Annotated in this window: 20 protein-coding genes; 14 read left to right on the top strand and 6 right to left on the bottom strand. The window is 65.1% G+C overall.

Annotated elements, in window-relative coordinates; all coding sequences use genetic code 11:
- The first annotated feature begins 99 nt into the window (after positions 1 to 99).
- Entirely contained in the window at positions 100 to 510 is a 411-nt protein-coding gene (locus ACFDR6_RS05185) for a VOC family protein (RefSeq protein ID WP_212083574.1), read from the top strand.
- A 186-nt stretch (positions 511 to 696) separates the two neighbouring features.
- Positions 697 to 2,277 (top strand): AMP-binding protein, encoded by a 1,581-nt coding sequence (locus ACFDR6_RS05190; protein ID WP_375857649.1) that lies wholly within the window; start codon positions 697 to 699, stop codon positions 2,275 to 2,277.
- A gap of 131 nt (positions 2,278 to 2,408) precedes the next feature.
- On the opposite strand, the gene ACFDR6_RS05195 is transcribed toward ACFDR6_RS05190, so the two are convergent.
- The 3 genes from ACFDR6_RS05195 to ACFDR6_RS05205 all read right to left on the bottom strand — a co-directional run bounded on the left by ACFDR6_RS05195 (position 2,409) and on the right by ACFDR6_RS05205 (position 6,695).
- The gene (locus tag ACFDR6_RS05195) at positions 2,409 to 3,503 is read right to left on the bottom strand and encodes an HD-GYP domain-containing protein (RefSeq protein WP_212083570.1); all 1,095 of its coding nucleotides are present in this window, start codon (positions 3,501 to 3,503) and stop codon (positions 2,409 to 2,411) included.
- Between the two features lie 421 nt (positions 3,504 to 3,924).
- On the bottom strand, positions 3,925 to 6,207 hold the full coding sequence (locus tag ACFDR6_RS05200; RefSeq protein ID WP_375857651.1) for a xanthine dehydrogenase family protein molybdopterin-binding subunit: 2,283 nt from the start codon (positions 6,205 to 6,207) through the stop codon (positions 3,925 to 3,927).
- On the bottom strand, positions 6,204 to 6,695 hold the full coding sequence (locus tag ACFDR6_RS05205; RefSeq protein WP_375857652.1) for a (2Fe-2S)-binding protein: 492 nt from the start codon (positions 6,693 to 6,695) through the stop codon (positions 6,204 to 6,206). The genes ACFDR6_RS05200 and ACFDR6_RS05205 overlap by 4 nt, the downstream gene beginning before the upstream one ends.
- A gap of 384 nt (positions 6,696 to 7,079) precedes the next feature.
- Between ACFDR6_RS05205 and ACFDR6_RS05210 the strand changes: the two genes are divergently transcribed.
- From ACFDR6_RS05210 to ACFDR6_RS05225, 4 genes are all read left to right on the top strand, one after another.
- Positions 7,080 to 7,844, top strand: a complete 765-nt coding sequence (locus ACFDR6_RS05210) for an alpha/beta fold hydrolase (protein WP_375857653.1) — start codon at positions 7,080 to 7,082, stop codon at positions 7,842 to 7,844.
- A 24-nt stretch (positions 7,845 to 7,868) separates the two neighbouring features.
- Entirely contained in the window at positions 7,869 to 8,204 is a 336-nt protein-coding gene (locus ACFDR6_RS05215; protein ID WP_212083548.1) for a hypothetical protein, read from the top strand.
- Positions 8,205 to 8,308: 104 nt separating this feature from the next.
- On the top strand, positions 8,309 to 8,980 hold the full coding sequence (locus ACFDR6_RS05220; protein WP_375857655.1) for a dienelactone hydrolase family protein: 672 nt from the start codon (positions 8,309 to 8,311) through the stop codon (positions 8,978 to 8,980).
- 90 nt (positions 8,981 to 9,070) lie between these two features.
- Entirely contained in the window at positions 9,071 to 9,553 is a 483-nt protein-coding gene (locus ACFDR6_RS05225; protein WP_375857656.1) for a hypothetical protein, read from the top strand.
- A gap of 149 nt (positions 9,554 to 9,702) precedes the next feature.
- Here the strand turns inward: ACFDR6_RS05225 and ACFDR6_RS05230 are convergent, their stop codons facing one another.
- From ACFDR6_RS05230 to ACFDR6_RS05240, 3 genes are all read right to left on the bottom strand, one after another.
- Positions 9,703 to 10,452 (bottom strand): polysaccharide biosynthesis/export family protein, encoded by a 750-nt coding sequence (locus ACFDR6_RS05230; protein ID WP_375857658.1) that lies wholly within the window; start codon positions 10,450 to 10,452, stop codon positions 9,703 to 9,705.
- 119 nt (positions 10,453 to 10,571) lie between these two features.
- Positions 10,572 to 11,228, bottom strand: a complete 657-nt coding sequence (gene msrA / locus ACFDR6_RS05235; RefSeq protein WP_375857659.1) for a peptide-methionine (S)-S-oxide reductase MsrA — start codon at positions 11,226 to 11,228, stop codon at positions 10,572 to 10,574.
- A 152-nt stretch (positions 11,229 to 11,380) separates the two neighbouring features.
- Complete coding sequence (locus ACFDR6_RS05240) at positions 11,381 to 11,698, bottom strand: hypothetical protein (protein WP_212083532.1); 318 nt, start codon at positions 11,696 to 11,698, stop codon at positions 11,381 to 11,383.
- Between the two features lie 379 nt (positions 11,699 to 12,077).
- Between ACFDR6_RS05240 and rpsT the strand changes: the two genes are divergently transcribed.
- From rpsT to gyrB, 8 genes are all read left to right on the top strand, one after another.
- Entirely contained in the window at positions 12,078 to 12,344 is a 267-nt protein-coding gene (gene rpsT, locus ACFDR6_RS05245; RefSeq protein WP_212083530.1) for a 30S ribosomal protein S20, read from the top strand.
- 1,247 nt (positions 12,345 to 13,591) lie between these two features.
- Positions 13,592 to 15,001, top strand: a complete 1,410-nt coding sequence (gene dnaA / locus ACFDR6_RS05250; RefSeq protein ID WP_317241633.1) for a chromosomal replication initiator protein DnaA — start codon at positions 13,592 to 13,594, stop codon at positions 14,999 to 15,001.
- Positions 15,002 to 15,261: 260 nt separating this feature from the next.
- Positions 15,262 to 16,380 carry a DNA polymerase III subunit beta gene (dnaN, locus tag ACFDR6_RS05255; protein WP_212083518.1) on the top strand — a complete coding sequence of 373 codons (1,119 nt, stop codon included), beginning with the start codon at positions 15,262 to 15,264 and terminating at the stop codon, positions 16,378 to 16,380.
- 117 nt (positions 16,381 to 16,497) lie between these two features.
- Positions 16,498 to 16,863 carry an endonuclease domain-containing protein gene (locus ACFDR6_RS05260; protein WP_375857661.1) on the top strand — a complete coding sequence of 122 codons (366 nt, stop codon included), beginning with the start codon at positions 16,498 to 16,500 and terminating at the stop codon, positions 16,861 to 16,863.
- Between the two features lie 85 nt (positions 16,864 to 16,948).
- On the top strand, positions 16,949 to 18,085 hold the full coding sequence (recF, locus tag ACFDR6_RS05265; protein WP_375857663.1) for a DNA replication/repair protein RecF: 1,137 nt from the start codon (positions 16,949 to 16,951) through the stop codon (positions 18,083 to 18,085).
- Between the two features lie 105 nt (positions 18,086 to 18,190).
- A complete protein-coding gene (locus ACFDR6_RS05270) occupies positions 18,191 to 18,925 on the top strand; it encodes a hypothetical protein (RefSeq protein WP_375857664.1) in 735 nt (244 codons plus the stop codon).
- A gap of 158 nt (positions 18,926 to 19,083) precedes the next feature.
- Positions 19,084 to 21,249, top strand: a complete 2,166-nt coding sequence (locus ACFDR6_RS05275; RefSeq protein ID WP_375857666.1) for a hypothetical protein — start codon at positions 19,084 to 19,086, stop codon at positions 21,247 to 21,249.
- A gap of 318 nt (positions 21,250 to 21,567) precedes the next feature.
- Positions 21,568 to 24,003 carry a DNA topoisomerase (ATP-hydrolyzing) subunit B gene (gene gyrB, locus ACFDR6_RS05280; protein WP_212083504.1) on the top strand — a complete coding sequence of 812 codons (2,436 nt, stop codon included), beginning with the start codon at positions 21,568 to 21,570 and terminating at the stop codon, positions 24,001 to 24,003.
- Positions 24,004 to 24,074: the final 71 nt, after the last annotated feature.

Below are 24,074 nucleotides of genomic sequence, written 5' to 3' on the forward strand. Positions count from 1 at the left end.
CTTGAAGCCAGATGTCTTGAAGCCGGCGTCGGTGGGGTTGTAACAAAGCTTGCCGCAGGCGAAAAGTGCGCGGGGCGCATCACGACGAAAGGATAAGGCATGCCGGTCAAGGTCGAGGCCCTCGATCATCTCGTGATCAACGCCGCGGACGTTGCGGCGACCGCGGAGTGGTACCGCAAGATCCTCGGCATGGAAGTCAAAGTGTTCGACCCTGGCGGCGGCAAAGCGCCGCGGACGTCGCTCGCGTTTGGTAATCAGAAGATCAACGTGCGGCCGCGCGACGCCGACAAGGTGGAATGGTTCACCGCGAACAACCCAGCCGCCGGCAGCGAAGACCTGTGTTTCCTGACCTCCTCGCCGCCCGACGAGGTGGTGGCGCATTTAACGGCACATGGCGTCGCGATCGAGGAAGGCCCGGTTCCCAAGCAGGGCGCCCGCGGCACGCTGCGCTCGGTCTATTGCCGGGATCCGGATGGGAGCCTGATCGAGATCTCGTCGTACGCGGATTAGGTCACCTCCGGCGCGACACACTCCATGGTCATACCCGGGCTTGTCCCAGCCATGTCGGAGGAGAGAGCGCGCTCCTTAACTTCATGCAAATGCCCCCCGATTTGCGCCCCGCCTCGTCCGATGGCAGGAAGACGCAATCATCAAAAGACAGCTGCCATCAAGATGCAGGCTGCACGGGGAGGAATCATGTCCATTCATCAGACCGACACCGGAATCGTCGGCCCGTTCGACGGGCTCGACGTGCCCTGGCTCTTGAGGATGCGGGCCGAGGTCCGCCGTGACCATCCGTTCCTGATCTGGGCGCCGTTCGATGCGCCGGCGCGGCGCTGGAGCTATGGCGAATTTCACGAACGGGTCGGCGCGCTCGCGGCGGGGCTGGCACGACGCGGCATCAAGCCCGGCGAATATGTGCTCATTCATCTGGACAATTGCATCGAGGCGATGCTGGCGTGGTTTGGCTGTGTCGAGCTCGGCGCCATCGCGGTCACCACCAACACCCGGTCGGCGCCGGCCGAGATCGCCTATTTTGCCGATCATTGCGGCGCAGTCGCCGCGATCACGCAGCCGGCCTATGCGGAGATCGTCGCGCAGAACTGCCGCAACCTCCGCTGGATGGCGGTCACCTCGCATGATGCGGGCACGGCGCCCGCGCAGGCGGTTTCACGCGGCGACAGTTTTGAATCGCTGTTCGCCGACAGCGCCGGTCGTCCGAAGCGCGCGACCGATCCGCTCGCGCCGTGCAGCGTGCAGTACACCTCGGGCACGACGTCGCGTCCGAAGGCTGTGCTGTGGACCCATGCCAACGCTCTGTGGGGTGCCAAGATCAACGCCGCGCACGAGGATTTGCATGCCGGCGACGTGCACCAGGCCTATCTGCCGCTGTTCCACACCAATGCGCTGGCCTATTCCATGCTGGCGACGCTGTGGGTCGGCAGTACCTGCGTGATCCAGCCGCGCTTTTCCGCGCGCCGGTTCTGGGGCGTCGCGCGCGAGCACGGCGCGAGCTGGACCTCGACGATTCCCTTCTGCATGAAGGCTCTGCTCGAGCAGGAGATCCCGAAAGACCACAAATTCCGCCTGTGGGGCACCGCGATCAACGAGCCGCCGGCCTTTGCCGCCTTCGGCATCAAGATGATCGGCTGGTGGGGCATGACCGAGACCATCACCCACGGCATCATCGGCGAGGTCGACCAGCCCAACATCCCGATGTCGATCGGCCGCGCCGCGCCGGAGTATCAGATCCGCATCACCGACGATGACGGCCGGCCGACGGACGTCGGCGGCACCGGCAATCTCGCAATCAAGGGCATTCCCGGCCTGTCGCTGTTCGCCGAATATCTGCACAACGAAAAGGCGACGCGCGAGAGTTTCGACGAGCACGGCTTCTTCCTTACGGGCGACCGGGTCGAGCGTCTCGCGAACGGCTACATCAAGTTCGGCGACCGCGCCAAGGACATGCTGAAGGTCGGCGGCGAGAACGTCGCGGCCTCCGAGATCGAGCAGGTGATCGCGGTGGTGCCGGGCGTGCGCGAGGCGGCCGTGGTGGCGAAGGCCCATCCGATGCTGGACGAGGTGCCTGTCGTCTTCATCATTCCGCAGGGCGGCGTCGCGGGCGCTGCGCCCGACCTGCATGACCGCGTGATGGCCGCCTGCCGTAGCGGCCTCGCCGACTTCAAGGTGCCGCGTGAGATCCGGTTCGTCGACGACATGCCGCGCTCGACGCTGGAAAAGGTCGCGAAGGCGGAGCTGAGGAAGATGGTGGGGTGACGAAGGTGCCGCCAAACGGCACGCCGTGCGGTGGGCAAAGCGTAGCGTGCCCACCAACTCCCGGATGCGGATGATGCACGTGGTGGGCACGGCGCGCAAAGAGCGCGCCTTTGCGCCCTACGGCAGCTCGCCTAGAACGAGCCCAGCGCCACCGGGCGGAACGCCTGCAACAGCTGCTGATCGAGCTTGCCGCCCATGCCTTCCATCATCCCGAACGCACGCGAATGCGTGAACGGCATGCGGTAGGCGCGTTTCTCGACCAGCGCGGCGTAGATGTCGACGATCGTCGTCACCCTCACGATGTCGCTGATCTGGTTCGACGACAGACCGTTCGGATAGCCGCTGCCGTCGAGGAATTCGTGGTGATGCAAGACGACGTCGAGCATCTCCGGCGGGAAGCCGCCTTGGGCTGCGAGCGCGTCATAGCCGCGGCGCGGATGCTGGCGGACCTCGGCCATCTCCTCGTCGGTCAGCTTGCCGGGCTTGTCGAGCAGCGCGGAGGGTACGAAAGCCTTGCCGACGTCGTGCAGCAGCGCGGCGCGGGTCAGGCGGCGCTGGTCGTCCTCGCGCATGCCGAGATGCTGCGCAAAGGCGACGGCGAAACCGGTGACGAACAGGCAGTGACGATAGCTGCCGACATGGTGGCAGCCGACCGTGGTGAGCCATTCGCGCAGCGAGGAGTGCTTGATCGCCTTCAGGATCTTGCTTTCCGCGGCGATGACATCGTCGAAGGTCAGGGGCACGCCGAGCGGAAGCTTCTCGAACATCTTCTTCAGCACGGCATGCGCCGCGTCGACCCCGCGATTGAGCGTCTTGCCGCGATCAGTCGCGTCATAGGCGGCGGTGTCCGGGAAGGCGGCGCGGATGCGCTGCAAGATGGCATCGGCCTGAAGCGGCCGCGAGATCGTGTCGGTGGCGCCGAGCGCCCACGCCTGCATGGTGCCATGATGCAGGGCATCGGCGAGCACGAACAGCCGCGGCATCGACCGATAGGCATCGCCGCGCAGCTTGTTGCGCACCCGCTGCACGCTCTCAGGCGAGCGCAGGTTGATGTCGACCACGAGGCCGGAGAGATCGCGCGCCGGCTGGGTGGGAATCTCCTCTGTCGACACCGTCGAGACCTCGCCGACTGCTTTCAAGATGCTGGCGAGCTCGGTGCTCTCGTCGCTTCGGTCGGAGGCGAGCAGAAGCCGGCGTTTGGCGGCGGTTTTGGCTAGCGCGTTCATGACTTCCCCAAAGCGTGGGACTGGATTTGGCGACAGCCTAGGCCGGATCAGGTTTTCTGGCCCTTAAGAGGCGTGCTCAACGGAACCTTGGGGGATTGGGTGCAATTTTAGGGATTGGGGTTCCAACGACGGGAACTTCAAAAATTGCGAGAACAACCCCATGCACAGTAGAGCGGGCATTGATGGATAAGGAGAATTTCGGGTGTTCTCGCCCACCCTCCGCTGTCGTCGCCCGGCTCGACCGGGCGATCCTGTGTTCCAGAGGCCGACGTTGGAGTTCGCTCTCACTAGGTCCGCCGCGGCGTACTGGATGCCCCGGTCAAGCCGGGGCATGACACTGAGATTGTGGTGACTGCCCCAAAACAAATCCGCCGGAGGTCGCCCTCCGGCGGATCATCTCATTCGGCAATCGCAGCCCGGCTCACGCCTTCATGCTCGCCTTCACGGCCTCGGCCGTGATGGGCAGCGCCCGCACGCGGGCTCCGCTCGCGTTGAAGATGGCGTTGCCGATGGCGGGCGCGACCACCGTCACGGCGGGCTCGCCGACGCCGGTGGCCTTTTCACCATTTGCGATCACGGCAATCGCGACCTCGGGCACCTGGCTCATGCGCAAGGGCGTGTAGCTGTCGAAATTGGTCTGCTCGATGCCACCGTCCTTCAGCGTCGCCTTCTCGTACATCGCAAGCGAGAGCCCCCACAGCGCCGCGCCCTCGACCTGGGCGCGGATGTTGTCGGGATGCACCTGGGTGCCGACGTCGGTTGCGATCGTGAGCTTCTTCACCGTGACGGCGCCCGACGGCGCCACCGCGACATGGGCGACGCAGGCGGTCCAGCTTGCTGTCGCACGCTCCTGCGACGACACGCAGGCAACCCCCATGCCCTCGCCTTTCGGCAATTGCCTGCTGCCGTAGCCTGACAGACCCATCGCGGCGAGCAGCGTGTTGCGTAAGCGTTGCGCGCCGCCGTCGTTCTTGCCAGCACCGTCGAGCAGCGAGATGCGGAACTGGGCGGGATCCTTGCCCGTGGCTGCGGCGATCTCGTCGATCATGCTTTCGACCGCCCAGAAGGTCCAGCCCGGCGCCACCGAACGGAGCTGGCCGGACGGCGTCGCGTTGTGCGCGAGCTCGTTCTTGATCGCCCGCACATAATGGTTGGGCACGGTGTAGAAGAAGTCCGCGCCATTGACCGTGAAGCTGTCGAGCGGCCCCTTCTTGTCGACCGAGGGCGTCAGGAAATCGGGGATCCCCCAGCGCGCGGTCGGCCAGGCTGAGACCACGTCGTGGCTGAGCGCGACCAGCTTGCCGTCGCCGTCCACGCCGGCCTTGACCTTTTGGTAGGTGAGCGGACGCGAGAAATCCATCGTCATGTCGTTCTCGCGCGTGTAGATCACCTTGACCGGCTTGCCGACCGCCTTCGCCGCCTGCACGGCCGGAATCATCATGTCGGCATCGAGCCTGCGGCCGAAGCCGCCGCCCAGCCACATCTGGTGCATGACCACGAACTTCGGATCGATCCCGGCTGCGCCCGCTGCAATCGCGCCGGAGCGCGTCGCGAACTGGTTGCCGGAATAGATGTGCAGGATGTCGCCCTTGAACTCCGCAGTGGCGTTCATTGGCTCCAGCGGCGCATGGATGTTGATGCTGGTGGTGTACTCGGCCTCGACCACCTTGGCCGCGGAACCGAACGCCGCTGCGGGATCGCCGTCCTTGACGAAGTATTGACCGGAATCGTCCAGCTTCTGGAGCCGCTTGGCCTCGTCGAGCAACGACTGGCTCGATAGCTTCGCGTTCGGACCACCGTCATAGGCGATCTTTAGCGCCTGCGCCGCCTTCTTGGCGTTGGCATAGGTGCTGGCGACCGCAACGACCCAGCCGGAGGTCGTGCCGGTCTTGTCGTCGAGGGTGACGGCCTTGATGAAGCCCGGCACCTTCTTCGCCGTGCTGTCGTCGACCGATTTCACCGTGGCGCCGAAGCGCACCGGCGGGGTGACCACCGCGCCATAGGCCATGCCAGGCAGCATCACGTCGATGCCGTATTTGGCCGTGCCGTTGGTCTTGGAGGGGATGTCGAGCTGCGGCACCGACACACCGATCATGGTGTATTGGTCCGGCGTCTTCAGCTTGATCGCCTTCAGCTCGTCCGGCGTGAAGGTTTTCGTCGCCTTGCCGCTCTTCACGACGTCCGCGAACGACATCTGCTTCTTCGACTTCGGATGCACGATCATGGAATCGCGCACCAGGAGTTCCGATGCCGGCACACCCATCGCGGCGGCCGCCCCTTCCGTCAGGGCCATGCGGCCCGCGGCGCCCGCGCGACTCATGGCGTCAAAGTTCATCATGGTCGACCAGCTGCCGCCGGTGATCTGGGCGCCAAGCACGGGGTCGTTGAACTTCGGATCGTTGGAGGCGAGCGCGACGCGCATGTCACTCCACTTCGCGCCTAGCTCCTCGCAGACGATCTGCGCCATGGTGGAGGCGATGTGTTGGCCCATGTCGGCCTTGCCACAGGTCACCGTGACCAGACCATCCGGCGAGATCGCGTACCAGACGCTCGGCTCGAAATTCGAGGGCGCAGCGAGCGCTTCGCCGATGCCGGGGACGCCGGCATAGCCGAGCACGAGTCCGGTCGCGGCGGTGCCGACGAGGAAGGAGCGGCGGCTGAGATCGGTCGTCTCGGGAGTCACGTTCTTCACATGCTCGTTCATGTAGGCCTCCGCTCGTTGGAGGTGGCGGACGCGGTGCGCATCTCGGATGCGGCGCGCATGATCGCCTTCTGGATCCGTGAATAGGTCATGCAGCGGCAGAGATTGCCGTCCATATGCGCGACCACTTCCTCCTTGGACGGATTGGGATTCTTCGACAGCAGCGAGGCTGCCTGCATGATCTGCCCGGACTGGCAATAGCCGCATTGCGGCACCTGTTCGGCGATCCACGCCTTTTGCAGGGGATGATCGCCCTTGGCGGAGAGGCCTTCGATGGTGGTGATCTTCTTGCCGGCGACGTCACTGATCATGGTCTGGCACGAGCGCACGGCTTCGCCGTTGACGTGCACGGTGCACGCGCCGCACAGCCCGGCACCGCAGCCGAACTTGGTGCCGGTCATCTGCAATTGCTCGCGGATCGCCCAGAGGAGCGGCGTGTCGTTCGCCGCATCCACGGACAGACTCCGCCCGTTGATGGTGAGTGTTGGCATAGGCGTCTTCCCCTGCCGGTGCATGAAGCCGCTTACGGCGGCAACTTGAATGGCGGACGCCCACCGGGCCGGCGCCAGCCTTGCCGGCGAGAATGATCGGGTTTGGTTGCCGTGGCAAATGCAATTTGGAATGAGTCGAAACAGACGACCTCTGCACTTGCTCGTTGTGCGCCGCGCCAACGGCACCGACGCAGCGACTGGACGCAACAGCGGCGCTCCGCACATGCGTGCCATCGCGTCGAGGCAGTTTCTTACAGGTAACCAGGCAGGCTAGACTGTGACGAAGTGAGGTGAGCAAAACTGCCGCCGCGAACGTCCCATCTCCCCTTGTGAGAGAGGGTGCACCGGCGTCGCGGTGAGATGAGAAAGACAGGGTCGGAAGCAATGCCTGAGATCGATCGGGACGGCGTCAATATCTACTATGAGGTTCATGGCGAGGGGCCGCCATTGCTGCTGACCCACGGCTACTCCTCGACCTCCGCGATGTGGCACGGCCAGGTCGATGCGCTCGCGAAGGAGCACAAGCTGATCTTGTGGGACATGCGCGGCCACGGCCAATCCGATTATCCCGGTGACGCGAACGCCTACAGCGAAGCTCTGACCGTCGGCGACATCGCCGCGATCCTCGATGCGGTCGGCGCTGAGCAAGCGATCATCGGCGGGCTGTCACTCGGCGGTTACATGTCGCTGGCGTTCTACCGGGCTCATCCAGAGCGCACGCGCGCGCTGCTGATCATCGACACCGGTCCGGGCTTCAAGAAGGACGACGCGCGCGAGGCCTGGAATACGCGTGCGCTGGCCACCGCCGAGAAGCTCGACCGCGAAGGGCTCGACGTCCTGAAGTCGGCGACGCCCGAGCGGGCCGTTGCCAGTCATCGCAACGCCAAGGGACTGGCGCTCGCCGCACGCGGCATGCTGACCCAGCGCGACGCCCGCGTGATCGAGCTGCTGCCCGACATCAAGGTGCCCTGCCTCGTTGTGGTTGGCGCCGACGACACGCCGTTCCTCGCGGCGTCCGATTACATGGCGGCAAAAATCCCCGGCGCACAAAAGGTCGTGATCCCCGCGGCCGGCCACGCCGTCAACATCGATCAGCCCAAGGCTTTTGTTGACGCCGTCGAGCCTTTCCTGAAGAACTTGCCAGCATAGGTCGGGCAAGCGAGGACGTAGGCGATGAAGCGGGCGATGCTGGCTGCGGCCACGATGTTGCTGTCGATATCTGCGCAGGCCGATCCCTTCGGCGCGGTGCCGTCGCGCCGGCCTTTCGTCACGACCCTATCGAACAACATTCCGCTCGCCTTCGGGATGGACGCCGAACAGACCGCCCGTGCCCTCGGGCAGCCGCTGCAATATGTGCGCGGGCGTCCCGGCAACGAAATCTATCTCGCTCTGCGCAACATCGGCGGCAGCGGCTTGATCCCGTACCGCCACCGCCTGTTCCTGCAATTCCGCCACGGACGGCTGGCGGGATGGAAGGAGGATTACGGCGAGAACTGGATGTGGGAGTAGATTTATCTCCCATGGTGAGGAGCGGCTAGCCGCGTCTCGAAGGGCCCGCTCCTCAGGATGAGGGGAAAGAGCAGAGTTCGTAACAACCAAGAAGGACAACCCGCGTGGGACAAGACATCAAGCTGACGGCGTCCGACAATTTCCATTTTGGCGCCTATCGCGCTGATCCCTCGGGCACGCCCAAGGGCGCGGTGGTGGTGATCCAGGAGATCTTCGGCGTCAATCACCACATCCGCTCGGTTTGCGACCGCCTCGCCGGCGAAGGCTATGTCGCGATCGCGCCGTCGATCTTCGACCGTACCGCGCCGGGCTTCCAGTCGGGCTATTCGCCGGACGAGGTCGCCGAGGCGCGCAAATTCGTCGCCAGTCCGGATTGGGCCGCGATGCTGCGCGACACGCAGGCGGCGATCGATGCGGTCCAAGGCGTCGGCCCGGTCGGCATCATCGGCTTTTGCTTGGGGGGCAGCATCGCCTTCGTCGCGGCGACGCGATTGACCGGCCTGAAGGCCGCAATCGGCTACTACGGCGGCGCGGTCGTGCGCTTTGCCGACGAGACACCAAAAGTGCCGACGCAATTGCATTTCGGCGAGAAGGATGCCGGCATCCCCTTGACCGACGTCGAGACCATCAAGGCGAAGCGGCCGGACGTGGAGGTCTTCATCTATCCGGGCGCGCAGCACGGCTTTCATTGCGACGAGCGCGCGAGCTTCGACAAGGCCAGCGCCGACATCGCCTGGCCGCGCAGCATGGAGTTCTTCGCGAAGCATTTGAGGTAGAGCGCGTTCCCTCGCAGAAATCGGGTGGCTGCATGCAGCGGCGCGGCGATAGAGCTGGCTGGTCAACCCAACTCACGCCGGGAACTCGTCATGCAGCAAGCCATCGCGCACCTCGTCATCCGCAATCCATTCGGGACCATGGACGTCCCCTCACCCGATGATGCCGAAGTGAAGGACTATGCCGCGACGGCCACGCTGGCCGGCGATGCGGCAGACGTCAATGCGGCGACGTGGGCCGCGATCGCAGCACCATCGGATCCGATCGAGGGAATCTGGGCCAGCCGCTGGAACGGCGGCGCCGATCCGACCATTGCCGGTGATACGCCGGACAAGTGGAAGCCGGGGCGCGCGGAGATCCGCATCGCGGGAAGCCGGATCTATCTGCGCTTCGACTGGGACGATGGTCGCCGCCACGGGCTGATCGAGGCCGCGCGCGACGGCGCAGGACGTCTGGTCGGAAAATACATCAACCTGACCACGCCGGCGATCACGCGGCCGTGGATCGGGCGGGTCGTCGAGGCCGGGCGGATCGACGGATGTTTTCCAGAGGGCCGGCTGGATTTTCGAAGGTAGGGGTCTGGGACAATCCCCGACGTCATTCCGGGATGCGCCGATAGGCGCAGGCCCGGAATCCATCGTGCGTCAGAATTTGTGGATGAATGGATTCCGGGCTCGCGCTATCGCGCGCTCCGGAATGACGGAGGAGAGAGACGCGCTTAAATCTAGAACCAGCGCTCGCCCACGAACACGGTGTCGCCGGGGTTCAAGGGGGTACCGAGCGGCACCACGGCGCGCATGGAGCCCCCATTCTCGGTGTGGGTGACGGTGACGACGTCGCGCTTGGCGCGCGGCGAGAAGCCGCCGGCGATCGCGACCGCGCTTTCGACCGTCATGTTCGGCACGTAGGGATACTGGCCGGGCGCCGTGACTTCGCCGAGAATGAAGAACGGACGATAGGCCTCGATCTCCACCGCGACCGAGGGCTCGCGGATATAGCCGTTGCGCAGGCGCGCGGCGATCTCGCCGGCGAGACCAGCCGTGGTGCGGCCGCGTGCCGGCACCGCGCCGATCAGCGGCATGGTGATGGAGCCGCCGGCATCGATGGCGTAGCTGTTGGTGAGGCCTTCCTGGCCGTAGACCACGACGCGGAGCTTGTCGCCGGCATCGAGATGGTAGGAGGCGTCATAGCGCATCGGCGCCGCCCTCGGCGCGGCATAACCGACCGGCATAGGTGCGGGCGAAGAGGCAAAGGAATTGTTGAGCGCCGCGATGGCGCCGCCGCCGTTGTTGGCGACGACGACCGGCTGCGGAGCACTGTAGGGCTGGCCGTAGGCCATCGAGTCGAGATCGGCGCGCGGCTGCCCCACCAGGACGGGGCTCGCAGTCTGCATGCAGCCGCCAAGGGGCAGCGCGGCGGACGCTGCCAAGACCACTGCCGAGATCGACGATCGAAACGCGCGTGCAACTGGCACCGGACCTAATCCCTCGAAACGAGACGGCTCCAGTGATGCACCGGTTATGGTTAATAAAGCGTTGAGCGGGATCGTGGATGGCCGGGAGCAAACCCGGCCATGACGAACCTCCGGTAGGACTATGCGCTCACACCGACGCCGATCGGGCAGGACACGCCGGTGCCGCCAAGGCCGCAATAGCCGGCGGGATTCTTCGCCAGATATTGCTGATGGTAATCCTCGGCGAAATAGAATTCGCCTGATGGTGCGATCTCGGTTGTGATGGCACCGAGGCCCCTGGCTGCGAGCGCCTTCTGATAAAGCGTCTTCGACTCGTCGGCCGCCTTCATCTGCGCATCGGAATAAGTGTAGATCGCGCTGCGGTACTGCGTGCCGACATCGTTGCCCTGGCGCATGCCCTGGGTCGGGTTGTGACTTTCCCAGAACGTCTTCAACAGCGCCTGGTAGGGGATCTTGTTCGGGTCGAACACGACCAGCACCACTTCGGTGTGGCCGGTACGGCCCGAGCAGGTCTCTTCATAGGTCGGGTTCGGCGTGTGGCCGCCGGCATAGCCGACGGCCGTCGTGTAGATGCCCTCGCCGAGCTCCCAGAATTTGCGCTCGGCGCCCCAGAAGCAGCCGAGCCCGAACACGGCCTGCTCGAGGCCCGCGGGATAAGGCGGCTTGAGCCTGCTGCCGTTGACGAAATGGGTGGTCGCGGTCGGAATGGCTTGCGCGCGGCCGGGCAACGCCTCGGCTGCGCTCGGCAACGCGGTGGTCTTGCGCATGAACAGCATGGTTGGGTCTCCGAAACGAGCTGTCCGTCGCCTGAGCCAGATGCTCACGCGGCGTGCTCGCGATCAGGTGGGGATATAGGGATTCTACGTCAGCGCAGGCAGCGTTGTTACGCCGCGCCTCGCGGCGCTCAAATCCCGGCGGGAATTGAAGATCAATCCCGGGAATAGCCGATCAGCGGTTTCCGCGGCCGGAACAGGAACATCAGCAGGATGCCGAGAATGCCGAGGACGGCAAAGACCGGCTGATCCAGCAGCAGGCGGATCACCGAGGTCCAGAGCCAGGGCGCCTTGGCCTCGACCCAGGTGCGGAAGGCCGACTGGCTGGCCTGATTGATGTCGTTCCAGAACTGGCCGAACCGGGTGAACCGCAGGGTCTGGTCGGCCACCCAGCGGGCGCCGTCATAGACCATGAAGATGAACCCGCCGGCGAGCAGCAACAGCCCAATCAGTCGGAAAAAGCCGCGGATCATGCCTCACCTTATATGGTCGTCCGATCGGAGAACCCGACAAAACGCCGCCAGCCAATAGCCGGGAGACGGCAGAAATTCAACCTCTTCAGGGCGTTACCGTGCGCCCTGAAGCGCCCAGGGGCCGCTTTTCCAGCCCGGAAAGCGTTGACGGTGCGCACGACCCTCTCTATAAGGGCGCCAACTGGCGGCGGGCGCAATCCTGCCGCCGCTGTTCTTTGAGCAGTTGCAGGTCCCTCGAGCTGACAGGCTCTTTGAGGCCTCGTGTTCCGGGGACAGCCCAGCAACCGAACACCCTAAATCCGAGCGTCGATTACGCGGTCAAGCAAGCCGGCGCTACCCGACCAAGACGCGACCGGTACCCGCAAAGGATATTGAGACCATGGCCAATACCACTTCCGCCAAAAAAGCGACGCGCAAGATCGCCCGCCGCACCGCCGTCAACAAGTCGCGCCGTACCCAGATGCGCGGCGCCGTTCGCACCGTTGAAGAAGCCATCGCGACCGGCGACCGCGCCGCTGCCGCAAAGGCGCTCGCGAATGCCGAGCCCGCCCTGATGCGTGCCGCCCAGCGCAACATCATTCACAAGAACAATGCCAGCCGCAAAGTCTCGCGGCTCACCGCGCAGATCGCCAAGCTCGCCAAGTAATGGCGGACCGATCGATCGACTGATCGATCCAACATCGCAAGCGTCAGACAGCCCGGCATCGCGCCGGGCTTTTTTGTTGCGTGTCATATTCTCGCACGCGGTCACACCGCCGTCGATGTTCGATTGGAAGGTTTGCCGCCTGCGCTATGCTTCGTTCCGTAGTTCTACCTGCCGATGTTCTGCAACAGCGGAAACTTTCACCGCGTTGCAAAAACCCCTGCGCTGCACGCTCGAAATGAATCCGCGGGCGACGAAAGTTCTACACACCGTAGATTCACAGGAACGCACGTCGGTGGGAGTTACCCTGCGAAACGAGACTCAAAAAACGGTGTCTCGCTAATCACTTATCGACATAGCGATCGCAAGCGTTTGAAAAATTCACCCGCGCGTCGGGCGCGTGACGAATTTGTTAAAAAAATTTGGCGGTGGCGGAGAATTGTCACATGAGGCGCGGCATTTTCGATTCTGTGCACGAATCCAAAAACTTGCTCCAAAGCCTGTGCACAAGTCGCGTGGGCGTTAACCGACGTCAAGTTTTTTTGGTGGCTCAGATGTGAATCAATTCGTTGCGAGTCTTTCCGCTTAGTGTATTCCTTAAGTCGTCAGCGGCGCCCACGATCTTCAGACCAGCGCGGTTTAGGAAACGGGGCGAGCGTGCAAATCGGCGGCGGTGTGCACGTAGGCGACGCTTCAACAAGTGATGACGGTTCACAACCCATAGCAATGTGGGAATGGTAGCTCTTTGTCTGAATGTCTCCAAGCGGGATCTTCCCGCCTCGTGCCAAGCGCATATGAGAGACATCGCGAAGCTACCCCGGCACGCAAGGCGGCGAAGTCGAGCGGACGACCAGTACACGGGCAGGCATCCGCGCAGGAGTACGGCGCGGCTGTCGTCAAGACACGCAGGACCTTGTCGCGAGCAATCACGGCAGGACGGGGAGGTATTATGTCTTACGGACTCAACGCGGTATTGCAGCACGTTTCCCATTCCCACGATGCCGTTCTAGATCCGTCGAACCTCCAGCCTCCCGCGTGTGACGAAGCGCCGAGTACGCGCTGACCTCGCGAACCCTCCATCTCTGACATCGCTGATCTGACGCGGCATTCCCGCCGGACGGTCGAGCCATGCCTGACGATGGACTCGCTTTGAGGTCGCGCCATTCCAAGGGCCCTGCTCAGGGGGTCCGGCAGGAACCCTGCATGGCGCTCACAACGCAACCATATCTCTCAAGAGAAGTTTTCTGACGATGACAATGGAACAGGATCGCTGGTCACGCGTGAAGGGTCGGCTGCGCTCGAGCGTTGGCGAGGACGTTTACACGAGCTGGTTTGCGCGCATGGATCTGGAAGGCGTGCAGGACGAGAGCGTGCGGCTCTCGGTGCCGACCCGCTTCCTGAAGAGCTGGATCCAGGCCCATTATGCCGAGCGCGTGCTGTCGTGCTGGCAGGCCGAGATGCCGGAAGTGCATCGTATCGACCTCACGGTGCGTTCGGCCGTGCGCCCGCTGGCGCAGCCGAAGGAAGCCCCGGTGCCGGCCGAGACGCGCCGTGCGCCCACGCCGGAGCTGCGCTCCACCGCGACTGCGCCGGTCTCGGCCAATCACGACGCGCTCGGCGGCTCGCCGCTCGATCCGCGCCTGACCTTCGCGAGCTTCGTCGTCGGCCGCTCCAACACGCTGGCACTCGCCGCCGCTCGCCAAGTTGCCGAGGGGCGTCGCGGCGACCCCGTGATGTTCAACCCGCTCTACATCCATGCCGGTGTCGGGCTCGGCAAGACGCACCTGCTCCAGGCGGTGACCTGGGCCGGCAATTCCGGCAACGAGCGCAAGGTGCTCTATCTCACGGCGGAAAAATTCATGTACGGCTTCGTCGCCGCGCTGAAGACGCAGACGGCGCTGGCCTTCAAGGAAGCGCTGCGCGGCATCGACGTGCTGGTCATCGACGATCTCCAGTTCCTGCAGGGCAAGTCCACCCAGGCCGAGTTTTGTCACACGCTGAACGCGCTGATCGATGCCGGCCGCCAGGTCGTGGTCGCGGCCGACCGGCCGCCCTCCGATCTGGAAAGCCTGGACGACCGCGTGCGCTCGCGGCTCGCCGGCGGCCTCGTGGTCGAGATGGGCTCGCTCGGCGAGGAGCTGCGCCACGGCATTCTCAAGTCGCGCGTCGCGGCAGCCCGTGCCCATCATGCGACGTTCGAGGTGCCCGAGGAGGTGCTGCTCTATCTGGCGCGCACCATCACCCACAACGGCCGCGACCTCGAAGGCGCGATCAACCGTCTGCTCGCGCACTCGAAACTCAACAACCGGCCCGTGACGCTGGAAATGGCCGAGCACGAGGTGCGCGACCTGGTCCGGCCGCAGGAGCCGAAGCGGATCAAGATCGAGGACATCCAGCGCGTGGTGGCGCGGCAGTATAATGTCAGCCGCTCCGACCTCCTGTCCTCGCGGCGCACCGCCAACGTGGTCCGCCCGCGCCAGGTGGCGATGTATCTCGCCAAGACGCTGACCCTGCGCTCGCTGCCGGAGATCGGCCGCCGCTTCGGCGGGCGCGACCACACCACGGTGCTGCACGCCGTGCGCAAGATCGAGGCCCTGGTCTCCAAGGACACCGCGCTGTCGGAGGAAGTGGAGTCGCTGAAGCGCCAGCTTCAGGAATAAACGCCTAAGGCGCTCCCGCCATTCTGCCGCCGCCCCGGCCTCGCCTGGGCGGCGGCTTCGTTTTAAGCTGTAAATCGTGGGGAACTAGGCCCCCAATCCCTTGAATCGGATGGCTTTCCGCGCCACCTTGCGCGACCCTGGCGGCTTTGGTCATATCGGTTGGATGACCCTGGCTTGACGGGGTCTTCGTGCCGCGGCGGCTTTTCGACCGCCAGGCTTCTTCAACGTGATGTTTCCTTGGGGATCGGGCGAGTAGTGCAATGAAGGTTACGGTCGAACGCGCGCAACTCCTGAAGTCGCTGGGCCACGTCCACCGCGTGGTCGAACGCCGCAACACGATTCCGATCCTCGGCAACGTGCTGGTCCGTGCCGAGAACGCGAAATTGTCGCTGAAGGCGACCGACCTCGATCTCGAGGTGACGGAGACGCTGCCGGCGGAAACCGCGACCGCGGGCTCCACCACCGTGCCGGCGCACATGTTCTACGACATCGTGCGCAAGCTGCCGGATGGTTCGCAGATCGTGCTGGAGGCCGACGGCGACCGCGCCGTGCTGGCGATCCGTGCCGGCCGCTCGCGCTTCACGCTGCAGACCCTGCCCGAGAATGACTTCCCGGATCTGGCCGCCGGCGACATGTCGCATTCCTTCTCGCTCGCCGCCAAGGACGTCAAGCGGCTGATCGACCGCACCCAGTTCGCGATCTCCACCGAGGAGACGCGCTATTACCTCAACGGCATCTATCTGCACGTCGCCGGCACGCCCAAGGCCGCCACCCTGCGCGGCGTCGCCACCGACGGTCACCGTCTCGCCCAGCTCGATCTGGTGCAGCCCAAGGGCGCCGAGGGCATGCCGGGCGTGATCGTGCCGCGCAAGACCGTCGGCGAGGTGCAGCGCCTGATCGAGGACACCGACGCCGAGATGACGATCGAGCTGTCGCAGGCCAAAATCCGCTTTACGATCGGTAACGTCGTGCTGACCTCGAAGCTGATCGACGGCACCTTCCCCGACTACGGCCGCGTCATCCCGCAAGGCAACGACAAGGAGCTCGTCGTCGACAAGAAGGACTTTGAGAACGCGGTCGACCGCGTTTCCACCATCTCCAGCGAACGCGGGCGCGCGGTAAAACTGTCGCTGGCACCGGGCAAGCTGGTGCTGTCCGTGACCAATCCGGATTCCGGCAGCGCGACCGAAGAGCTGGAAGTCGAATACGCCTCCGACGCCCTCGATATCGGCTTCAACTCCCGCTATCTGCTCGACATCGCCGCCCAGATCGAAGGCGACGTCGCAACGCTCAGGCTCGCCGACCCGGGCTCGCCCACCCTGGTGCAGGACCGCGACGACAAGAGCGCGCTGTACGTGCTGATGCCGATGCGGGTGTGAGTGTGAGGCAGCGGCTTCTCCTCTCAACGAAAACGCGATGCACGTTGTTGCGTCCTCTCCGCTTGTGGGAGAGGACAGCTCCGCTGGCGGACACAAACTCAATCAGGTGAGGGGTTGGTGCCGCAGGATCCGTCCCATCGGCCCGTCCCCAAACCTCTCCGCCAATTTGCGAAGAATATGCGCCGCGAACCGACGGACGCCGAAGCAGCAATGTGGCGCCTGCTGAGAGACCCCCGTCTCTCCACATTCAAATTTCGGCGGCAGGTTCCGTTCAGGAATTACATTCTCGACTTTGTCTGCTTCGAGAGGCGCCTTGTGATCGAGATCGACGGAAGCCAGCACGCAGAATCACAACGCGATGTCGCTCGTGACGCCGCCCTCTCCGCTGAAGGCTTTGCTATCGCGCGTTATTGGAACAATGAGGTGCTACAGCAGCCCACTTCTGTGTTGGAAGACGTCCTTGCAAAGCTTGCCGGGCGGTAAGATACCCCTCACCCGTCGCCTCACTTCGTGAGGCGCCACCCTCCCCCACAAGGGGGGAGGGCTCAGAGCGTGCCGCAGCCCAAACATGACCCCCTCCCGCATTCATCGCCTGACGCTGACGCATTTTCGCAATTACCGGGCGGCGGGGCTCGAGACGGCGGCTGACATGGTGGCGCTGGTCGGGCCGAACGGGGCGGGCAAGACCAATTGCATCGAGGCGATCTCGTTTCTGTCGCCGGGACGCGGCCTGCGGCGCGCGACGCTGGAAGACGTCGCCGACAACCAGGGCGACGGCTCCTGGGCGGTGTCGGCGCAAGTCGAGGGCGCGCTGGGATTGGCGACGCTCGGCACCGGCATTGATGCGCCCAGGCTCGACAACGCGGTGAGCCGGCGCTGCCGCATCGACCGGGAGCCGGTCAATTCGGCGACAGCTTTCGGCGACCACATCCGCATGGTCTGGCTGACGCCGGCGATGGACGGGCTGTTCATGGGCGCGGCATCCGAGCGGCGGCGCTTCTTCGACCGCCTGGTGCTCGCCATCGACAGCGATCATTCCAGCCGCATCTCCGCGCTGGAACGTTCGCTGCGCTCGCGCAACCGCCTGCTCGAAACCCGCAATTACGACGACCATTGGTGTGATGCGATCGAACGCGAGACCGCGGAGCTCGCGGTCGCGGTCGCCGCAACGCGCGGCCAGACCGCAGCAAAGCTGACCGGGATGCTGAATGCGCGCGCGCAGGCCTCCGCCTTTCCCTCGGCGCAAATCGCGCTCGACGGCTGGATGGAGAACGCGCTGCTCCAGGAGACCGCGACGTCGGTCGAGGACCGCTACCGCCAGATCCTGCGCGACAACCGTCCGCGCGACGCCATCGCCGGCCGCACCACCGACGGTCCGCATCTCACCGACCTTCAGGTGATCTATGCGCCCAAGAGCATGCCGGCGCGCGACGCCTCCACCGGCGAGCAGAAAGCGCTGCTGATCGGCCTCGTGCTGGCGCATGCGACGCTGGTGGCGGAAATGACCGGCATCGTCCCGCTGCTGCTGCTCGACGAGGTCGTCGCCCATCTCGATCCGAACCGCCGCGCCGCGCTGTTCGACGAGCTGAAGAGGCTCGGTGCGCAGGTCTGGCTGACGGGCGCGGACCCGGCGGCGTTCGCCGAGATCGGCGCCGGAGGCGAAGTCTTCGACGTCGAGAGCGGACAGGTCTCGGCCCGAAGGTAGACCGACGGGTTGAACCCGCCCAGTTTCATCAGCGACTAGCTGCTTGAGGCCGCGACCGGCCATCGCGCCGAATTCGGACACGCGCGATATTCTTGGAGCATGAGCATGACGGCGGTGAGGCATGGGGTGCGAGCCCCGGCACGATGGCGGGTGTTTGCATACGGCCTCGTCCTGCTTGCGATGTGCCTGCTCGCGGCCGGCGCCGGCGCCTCGCTGCCGCATCTGTTTCCGACGACGCTCACGCTGGATTCGGATGCCAAGCTGCCCGCACCGACGCGCTACACTTATAGAGGAATCCACACCACGCTGATGCGGGGCGCCGAAGCGCCGCTCCGCGTCAGGCTGGACGCCACCGTGCCCGCAGGGCTCGGCGACGTCCTCGCCTTCTATCGCACCGAGCTTGAAAGGCTCGGCTGGCAGGAACAGCGTGATGACGCGGTGATCGGCGCCGACGACGTGCAGCTCGCCTTCGTCTCGCCGCTCGGGCCGGCAGCATTGAAACTCGCCCGCAAGGATTCCGGCACCTCGGTCCATCTCGTGCAGAAGAACGCGGCGACGGCGGCCAAAGCGAACGTCCTGCCCGAGCCCGGTCAGGCGAAGCTCGTGTTCAGCAACATCGGCGACAAGGAAGCCGTGCTCGAGATCAACGAGCAAACCATCCCGCGCCGGGCCGGGGCGAACGCGGTCGCGCTTGACCTCGTGCCCGGCAAATATCCCTACAGGCTGGGCGTGCCGGGCTATCCGGCCACCACGAACATCCTCACGGTCGCGGCCGGCGATACCTGGGAGCTCACGGTCGGGCGCGATGGTGACGCGTGGCCGCCGCTGCAGCTGTACTGAGCACTGCGCCCGTCGCAGCCATGGCGCCGGCCGGGCGCGCTCGTTGAACCTCTCGGGTTCCCACCGCGACTTCTTGTCTAAGGCCGCACGCCGACGGCGACGCGGCCTGCCAACGCGCGAGGGCAGGACGACCCGCGCGACATCCAGGAGTTTTGACGATGCCGATGATCCGGCGCGGGGCGCAAGTCCCGGCAAAATGGCTGCTGCTTGCCTGCGGCATTCTCGTCATGGCGAGCACCTCGCGTCCGGCGGGCGCCGCAGACGAAGGCATCGTGGAGGTCCACGCGCTGCCGCGGCTCGAGGGCGCGGTCGAGGACACCTCGCGCCCCGACAACCATCGCGTGATCTACACCGTGCCCATCGCACTGGCCGCCACATCGGACGCCACCAGGAAGCTGCTGAGCGCCGAGGGCTGGGTGCCCTATGTGTATCCGCTGGACGAGAAGAGCAGCACGCTGAGCTTCAAGAAGGGACGACAGGGGCTGCGCGTCTCCTTCACGCAGGCGCGCGGGCGGCCCGACCAGTCCGCCGTATCCTACACGCCGAACCGGATCTATTCCAACGTGCCCTTCCCGGACGGCGCGACCGACCTCGTGTTCGACGAGACCCGGCCCTATCTCGGCTGCATCGCGCCCGGCGCGCTCGACGCAACCTCGGCGTTCTTTGCGAAGGACATGGCAGCGATGGGATGGCGCAAGCTCACGCCAGAGACCGCTTCGCGCTGGCCGAATGCGGATCTCGGCGAGGCCGTCCCGAACGGCGTGCGCGCCTTCTACGATCATCCCGGCGGTGACACGACGCAGTTCTACAAGCAGAAGCCGGTGATGCTGACCCTGACGCGCCGCGACGACGGCCGCACCAATGTCGAGATCAGGGTGGCGCCGTTCGCACTGCCCCAGGAGCTCGAGGCCGACGACGACATGGCCGGCCTGCCGCGCCCCAAGCCGACCAAGTCGGCGCGAGGCCTTGGTAGTGCGAGCTCCAACAAACGCGAGATGTCGGCCGCCGCGATGGCCGAGATGCCCGCCGTGCTCGCCTTCTATCGTCGCGAGCTCGCCGCGCGCGGCTGGCAGGAGGACGGTAACGCGCCGCTCGCGCCCGGCGACGAGGTCGCGATCAGAATCTCGTCGGCGGAGGAAACCGGCGTGCTGCGGCTCGGCCGCAGATATGATTTCACCATGATCAGCCTGACTGCGCAGGTGAAGGAATCGGCGCTCGCGGCCCGCGCCAAGGCGAAGAAGGAGGCCGACGCGAGGTTCTTGGGCGATGCCTTGGGTGCGGCTCAGCAGCTCATCGCGGCGGATGAGGCCCGGCGCAAGTCGCAGGCGGCCTCGCTGTCGGACGCCCCGCTCACTCCGCTCGCCGACAGCAAGACGCCGGTGCCGCTGCCTGAGAATGCGGAAGGCGTGAAGTTCGAAGGCGGCGACGGCCGGCTGGAATTCTCCTCGGCGTCGAGCGTGAAGGCGCTCAGCAGCTTCTATCGCACGGCGCTGAAGGGCTCGGGCTGGAAGGAGCAGCCCTCCGTCATCAACCAGCCCAACATGGCGGTGATGGCGTTCTCCAAGGGCGGCAAGTCGATCTCGATGACCGTGCTGCAGATGGGCCCGAAGGTGAGTGTCCGCGCCGACGGTTCGGGCCTGGTGACGGAAGCGGCCAAGCCTGCGGCCAGCACGGAGATGGAGGTGCAGGCCAAATCCTCCGAGCCGCTCAAGCCCGATTCTGAGTCCCAACTGCCCGTGCCGACGCAGCGTTCGTCGAAATCGTTTGCCACCACAAAGGTACCCGGCGGCGAGGGGCCGCTCCGCCAGGAGCTGACAGCCAGAATCCCCGCGCCGCTCCAGGACGTCCTCGCCTTCTACCGTGCCGAATTGTCCAAGCTCGGCTGGCAGGAGAAGGCCGACGGCGCGACCGTGTCGGCAGAACGCGCGCAGCTCCACTTCACCTCGCCGCAAGGGCCGGCTCTTCTCATGCTCGGGCGCACCAAGGGCGAGACCACCGTCAGCCTGGCGCAGAAGAATGCGGATGTCGCTGCTAAGGCCGACGTCATGCCGAAGGCGGGACAAGCGAGGCTCATGCTTGGTAACATGGGAGCAGCCGAGGCCTCGCTGACGATCAACAAGCAGACGGTGAAGATCGCGGCCGGTGCCGGTGGCCCGCGATCACCGAAAGGCCCCATGCTCGATCTGCCGCCAGGCAAGTATCCGTACGCGGTGCGCCTGCCCGGGCAGCCCGCCCGCACCGAGACCTTGACCGTTGCGGCCGGCGAGGCCTGGGGTCTTCTGGTGGGCCCGAACGGAGACGTGCTGCCGCTGCAGATGTATTGAGGTGCCATCGTCATGGCCGGGCATGTCCCGGCCATGACGACCGCTGATCAAGCCGCGCCAAGTTTGCCCGGGAACCAGCCTTCCCAAACCCGCAGAATCCACGCCTTTCGAGACCCGAAGCGGGCCTTCGAATCGGCCTTTTCGCAGGCCCTGGAATCGGCTTTCAAAAGCCTTGAAAACTCGCCCAAAAACCCTATCTGCTCAATGGGTTGCCAGAGGATACTTTGCGCTAGGCGCAATCCGTCTTTCGTGGCACAAATAACCTGCAAATCAGCGCCTTTTGCGCCGCTGATTCGGGCGACATCTCGAAGGCCTCTCATGACAGAACCTGCTCGGCAGCAAGCTGCCGAAAACGAGCCCTCCAACGCGAGCGAATACGGCGCGGAATCGATCCGCGTGCTCAAGGGTCTCGACGCCGTCCGCAAGCGCCCCGGCATGTATATCGGCGACACCGACGACGGCTCGGGCCTGCACCACATGGTGTACGAGGTCGTCGACAACGCGATCGACGAAGCCCTCGCGGGCCATGCCACGCGCGTCGACGTGATCCTCAATGCCGATAATTCCGTCACCGTGCGCGACGACGGCCGCGGCATCCCCGTCGACATCCACAAGGGCGAAGGCATCTCGGCGGCCGAGGTCATCATGACCCAGCTCCATGCCGGCGGAAAATTCGACCAGAATTCCTACAAGGTCTCCGGCGGCCTGCATGGCGTCGGCGTCTCCGTCGTCAACGCGCTGTCGAGCAAGCTCGGCTTGCGCATCTGGCGCGACCACAAGGAGCACTATATCGAGTTCGCCCATGGCGATGCCGTGGCGCCGCTCAAGGTCATCGGCGATGCGCCGGGCAAGCGCGGCACCGAGGTCACGTTCCTGGCCTCGAGCGAGACCTTCAAGAACATCGAATATGATTTCGCCACGCTCGAGCATCGCCTGCGCGAGCTCGCCTTCCTCAATTCCGGCGTCAACATCGCCCTCTCCGACATGCGTCACGCGGTCGAGAAGCGCGAGGAGATGCACTATTCCGGCGGCGTCGAGGAATTCGTCAAATATCTCGACCGCAACAAGAAGGCGATCGTGCCGGCACCGATCATGGTGCGCGCGGAAGCCAACGGCATCGGCGTCGAGGCGGCATTGTGGTGGAACGACAGCTACCACGAGAACGTGCTGTGCTTCACCAACAACATCCCGCAGCGTGACGGCGGCACCCATCTGGCCGGCTTCCGCGGTGCGCTGACGCGGCAGGTCAACGGCTATGCCGAGGCCAACGCGAAAAAGGAAAAGATCGCGCTGACCGGCGACGATTGCCGCGAAGGCCTCACCGCCGTTCTCTCGGTGAAGGTGCCCGATCCGAAATTCTCGTCGCAGACCAAGGACAAGCTGGTGTCCTCGGAGGTGCGCCCCGTTGTCGAGAACGTCCTCAACGAGGCGCTGCAGGCCTGGTTCGAGGAGCATCCGAGCGAAGCCAAGATGATCGTCGGCAAGGTGATCCAGGCCGCGGCCGCCCGCGAAGCCGCGCGAAAAGCGCGCGAGCTGACGCGCAAGAGCCCGCTCTCGGTCTCCTCGCTGCCCGGCAAGCTCGCCGACTGCCAGGAGAAGGATCCGGCCAAGTCCGAACTCTTCATCGTCGAGGGCGACTCGGCAGGCGGCAGCGCCAAGCAGGGCCGCAACCGCGAATTCCAGGCCGTGCTGCCGCTGCGCGGCAAGATCTTGAACGTCGAACGCGTCCGCCCCGACAAGATGCTGTCGAGCGAGCAGATCGGCACGCTGATCACCGCGCTCGGCACCGGCATCAGCGACGAGTTCTCGATCGAGAAGCTGCGCTATCACAAGATCATCGTGATGACGGACGCCGACGTCGACGGCGCCCACATCCGCACGCTGCTGCTGACCTTCTTCTACCGGCAGATGCGCGACATCATCGACGGCGGCTATCTCTATATCGCCCAGCCGCCGCTGTATAAGGTCAACCGCGGCAAATCCGAGCAGTACCTCAAGGACGAGAGGGCGCTGGAGGATTATCTGATCGATACCGGGCTCGACGACTGCGTCTACATTCCAGGCTCCGGCGGCGATCGCACCGGGCGCGATCTGCGTTCGCTGATCGACGACGCCCGCGCCGTCCGCGGCATCCTGCGCAGCCTGCACAACCGCTACAATCGCAAGGTGATCGAGCAGGCCGCCATCACAGGCGTGCTGAACAAGGCGATCTACGGCGACCCGGAGAAAGCCGCCGCGGCCGCGCAATACATCGCCGCCCGCCTCGACACGCTCGCCGACGAGGTCGAACGCGGCTGGGTCGGCCAGTACGTCGAAGGCCAGGGATTCCAGTTCGAGCGCACTGTGCGCGGCGTCAAGGAAGCCGCAGTGATCGACGATGCCTTCCTGGGCTCGGCCGAAGCCCGCAAGCTCGACGAATACACCGTGAAGCTCCAGGACGTTTATGCTCGCCCCGGCAAGCTGCGGCGCAAGGACGTCGAGCACATGGTCTACGGCCCGGTCGACCTGTTCGAAGCGGTCACCGACGCCGGCCGCAAGGGCGTCACGCTGCAGCGCTACAAAGGTCTGGGCGAGATGAACCCGGAGCAGCTCTGGGAGACGACGCTGGACACCAATGCGCGCTCGCTGCTGCAGGTGAAGGTCAAGGAGGTCGACGAGGCCGACGACATCTTCACCAAGCTGATGGGCGACGTGGTCGAGCCGCGCCGCGACTTCATCCAGGAACATTCGCTCAGCGCGACGATCGATATCTGATCGCCCCTCGAGCTCGTAGCCCGGTCCCAGCCAAGCCCTCGCTGCACCTGTCCCGCTTGCGGGAGAGGTCA

Source organism: Bradyrhizobium tunisiense (genome assembly GCF_042263385.1).
Lineage (GTDB): Bacteria > Pseudomonadota > Alphaproteobacteria > Rhizobiales > Xanthobacteraceae > Bradyrhizobium > Bradyrhizobium tunisiense.

Excerpts from the sequence above, each read along its gene's own strand:
- dnaN (WP_212083518.1), top strand. The coding sequence starts at position 15,262 with ATGAAGGTTACGGTCGAACGCGCGCAACTCCTGAAGTCGCTGGGCCAC.
- ACFDR6_RS05225 (WP_375857656.1), top strand. The coding sequence starts at position 9,071 with ATGCAGCAAGCCATCGCGCACCTCGTCATCCGCAATCCATTCGGGACC.
- ACFDR6_RS05275 (WP_375857666.1), top strand. The coding sequence starts at position 19,084 with ATGCCGATGATCCGGCGCGGGGCGCAAGTCCCGGCAAAATGGCTGCTG.
- msrA (WP_375857659.1), bottom strand. The coding sequence starts at position 11,228 with ATGCTGTTCATGCGCAAGACCACCGCGTTGCCGAGCGCAGCCGAGGCG.
- dnaA (WP_317241633.1), top strand. The coding sequence starts at position 13,592 with ATGACAATGGAACAGGATCGCTGGTCACGCGTGAAGGGTCGGCTGCGC.
- ACFDR6_RS05210 (WP_375857653.1), top strand. The coding sequence starts at position 7,080 with ATGCCTGAGATCGATCGGGACGGCGTCAATATCTACTATGAGGTTCAT.
- recF (WP_375857663.1), top strand. The coding sequence starts at position 16,949 with ATGACCCCCTCCCGCATTCATCGCCTGACGCTGACGCATTTTCGCAAT.
- gyrB (WP_212083504.1), top strand. The coding sequence starts at position 21,568 with ATGACAGAACCTGCTCGGCAGCAAGCTGCCGAAAACGAGCCCTCCAAC.
- ACFDR6_RS05200 (WP_375857651.1), bottom strand. The coding sequence starts at position 6,207 with ATGAACGAGCATGTGAAGAACGTGACTCCCGAGACGACCGATCTCAGC.
- ACFDR6_RS05185 (WP_212083574.1), top strand. The coding sequence starts at position 100 with ATGCCGGTCAAGGTCGAGGCCCTCGATCATCTCGTGATCAACGCCGCG.
- ACFDR6_RS05240 (WP_212083532.1), bottom strand. The coding sequence starts at position 11,698 with ATGATCCGCGGCTTTTTCCGACTGATTGGGCTGTTGCTGCTCGCCGGC.
- ACFDR6_RS05195 (WP_212083570.1), bottom strand. The coding sequence starts at position 3,503 with ATGAACGCGCTAGCCAAAACCGCCGCCAAACGCCGGCTTCTGCTCGCC.
- ACFDR6_RS05215 (WP_212083548.1), top strand. The coding sequence starts at position 7,869 with ATGAAGCGGGCGATGCTGGCTGCGGCCACGATGTTGCTGTCGATATCT.
- rpsT (WP_212083530.1), top strand. The coding sequence starts at position 12,078 with ATGGCCAATACCACTTCCGCCAAAAAAGCGACGCGCAAGATCGCCCGC.
- ACFDR6_RS05190 (WP_375857649.1), top strand. The coding sequence starts at position 697 with ATGTCCATTCATCAGACCGACACCGGAATCGTCGGCCCGTTCGACGGG.
- ACFDR6_RS05205 (WP_375857652.1), bottom strand. The coding sequence starts at position 6,695 with ATGCCAACACTCACCATCAACGGGCGGAGTCTGTCCGTGGATGCGGCG.
- ACFDR6_RS05270 (WP_375857664.1), top strand. The coding sequence starts at position 18,191 with ATGACGGCGGTGAGGCATGGGGTGCGAGCCCCGGCACGATGGCGGGTG.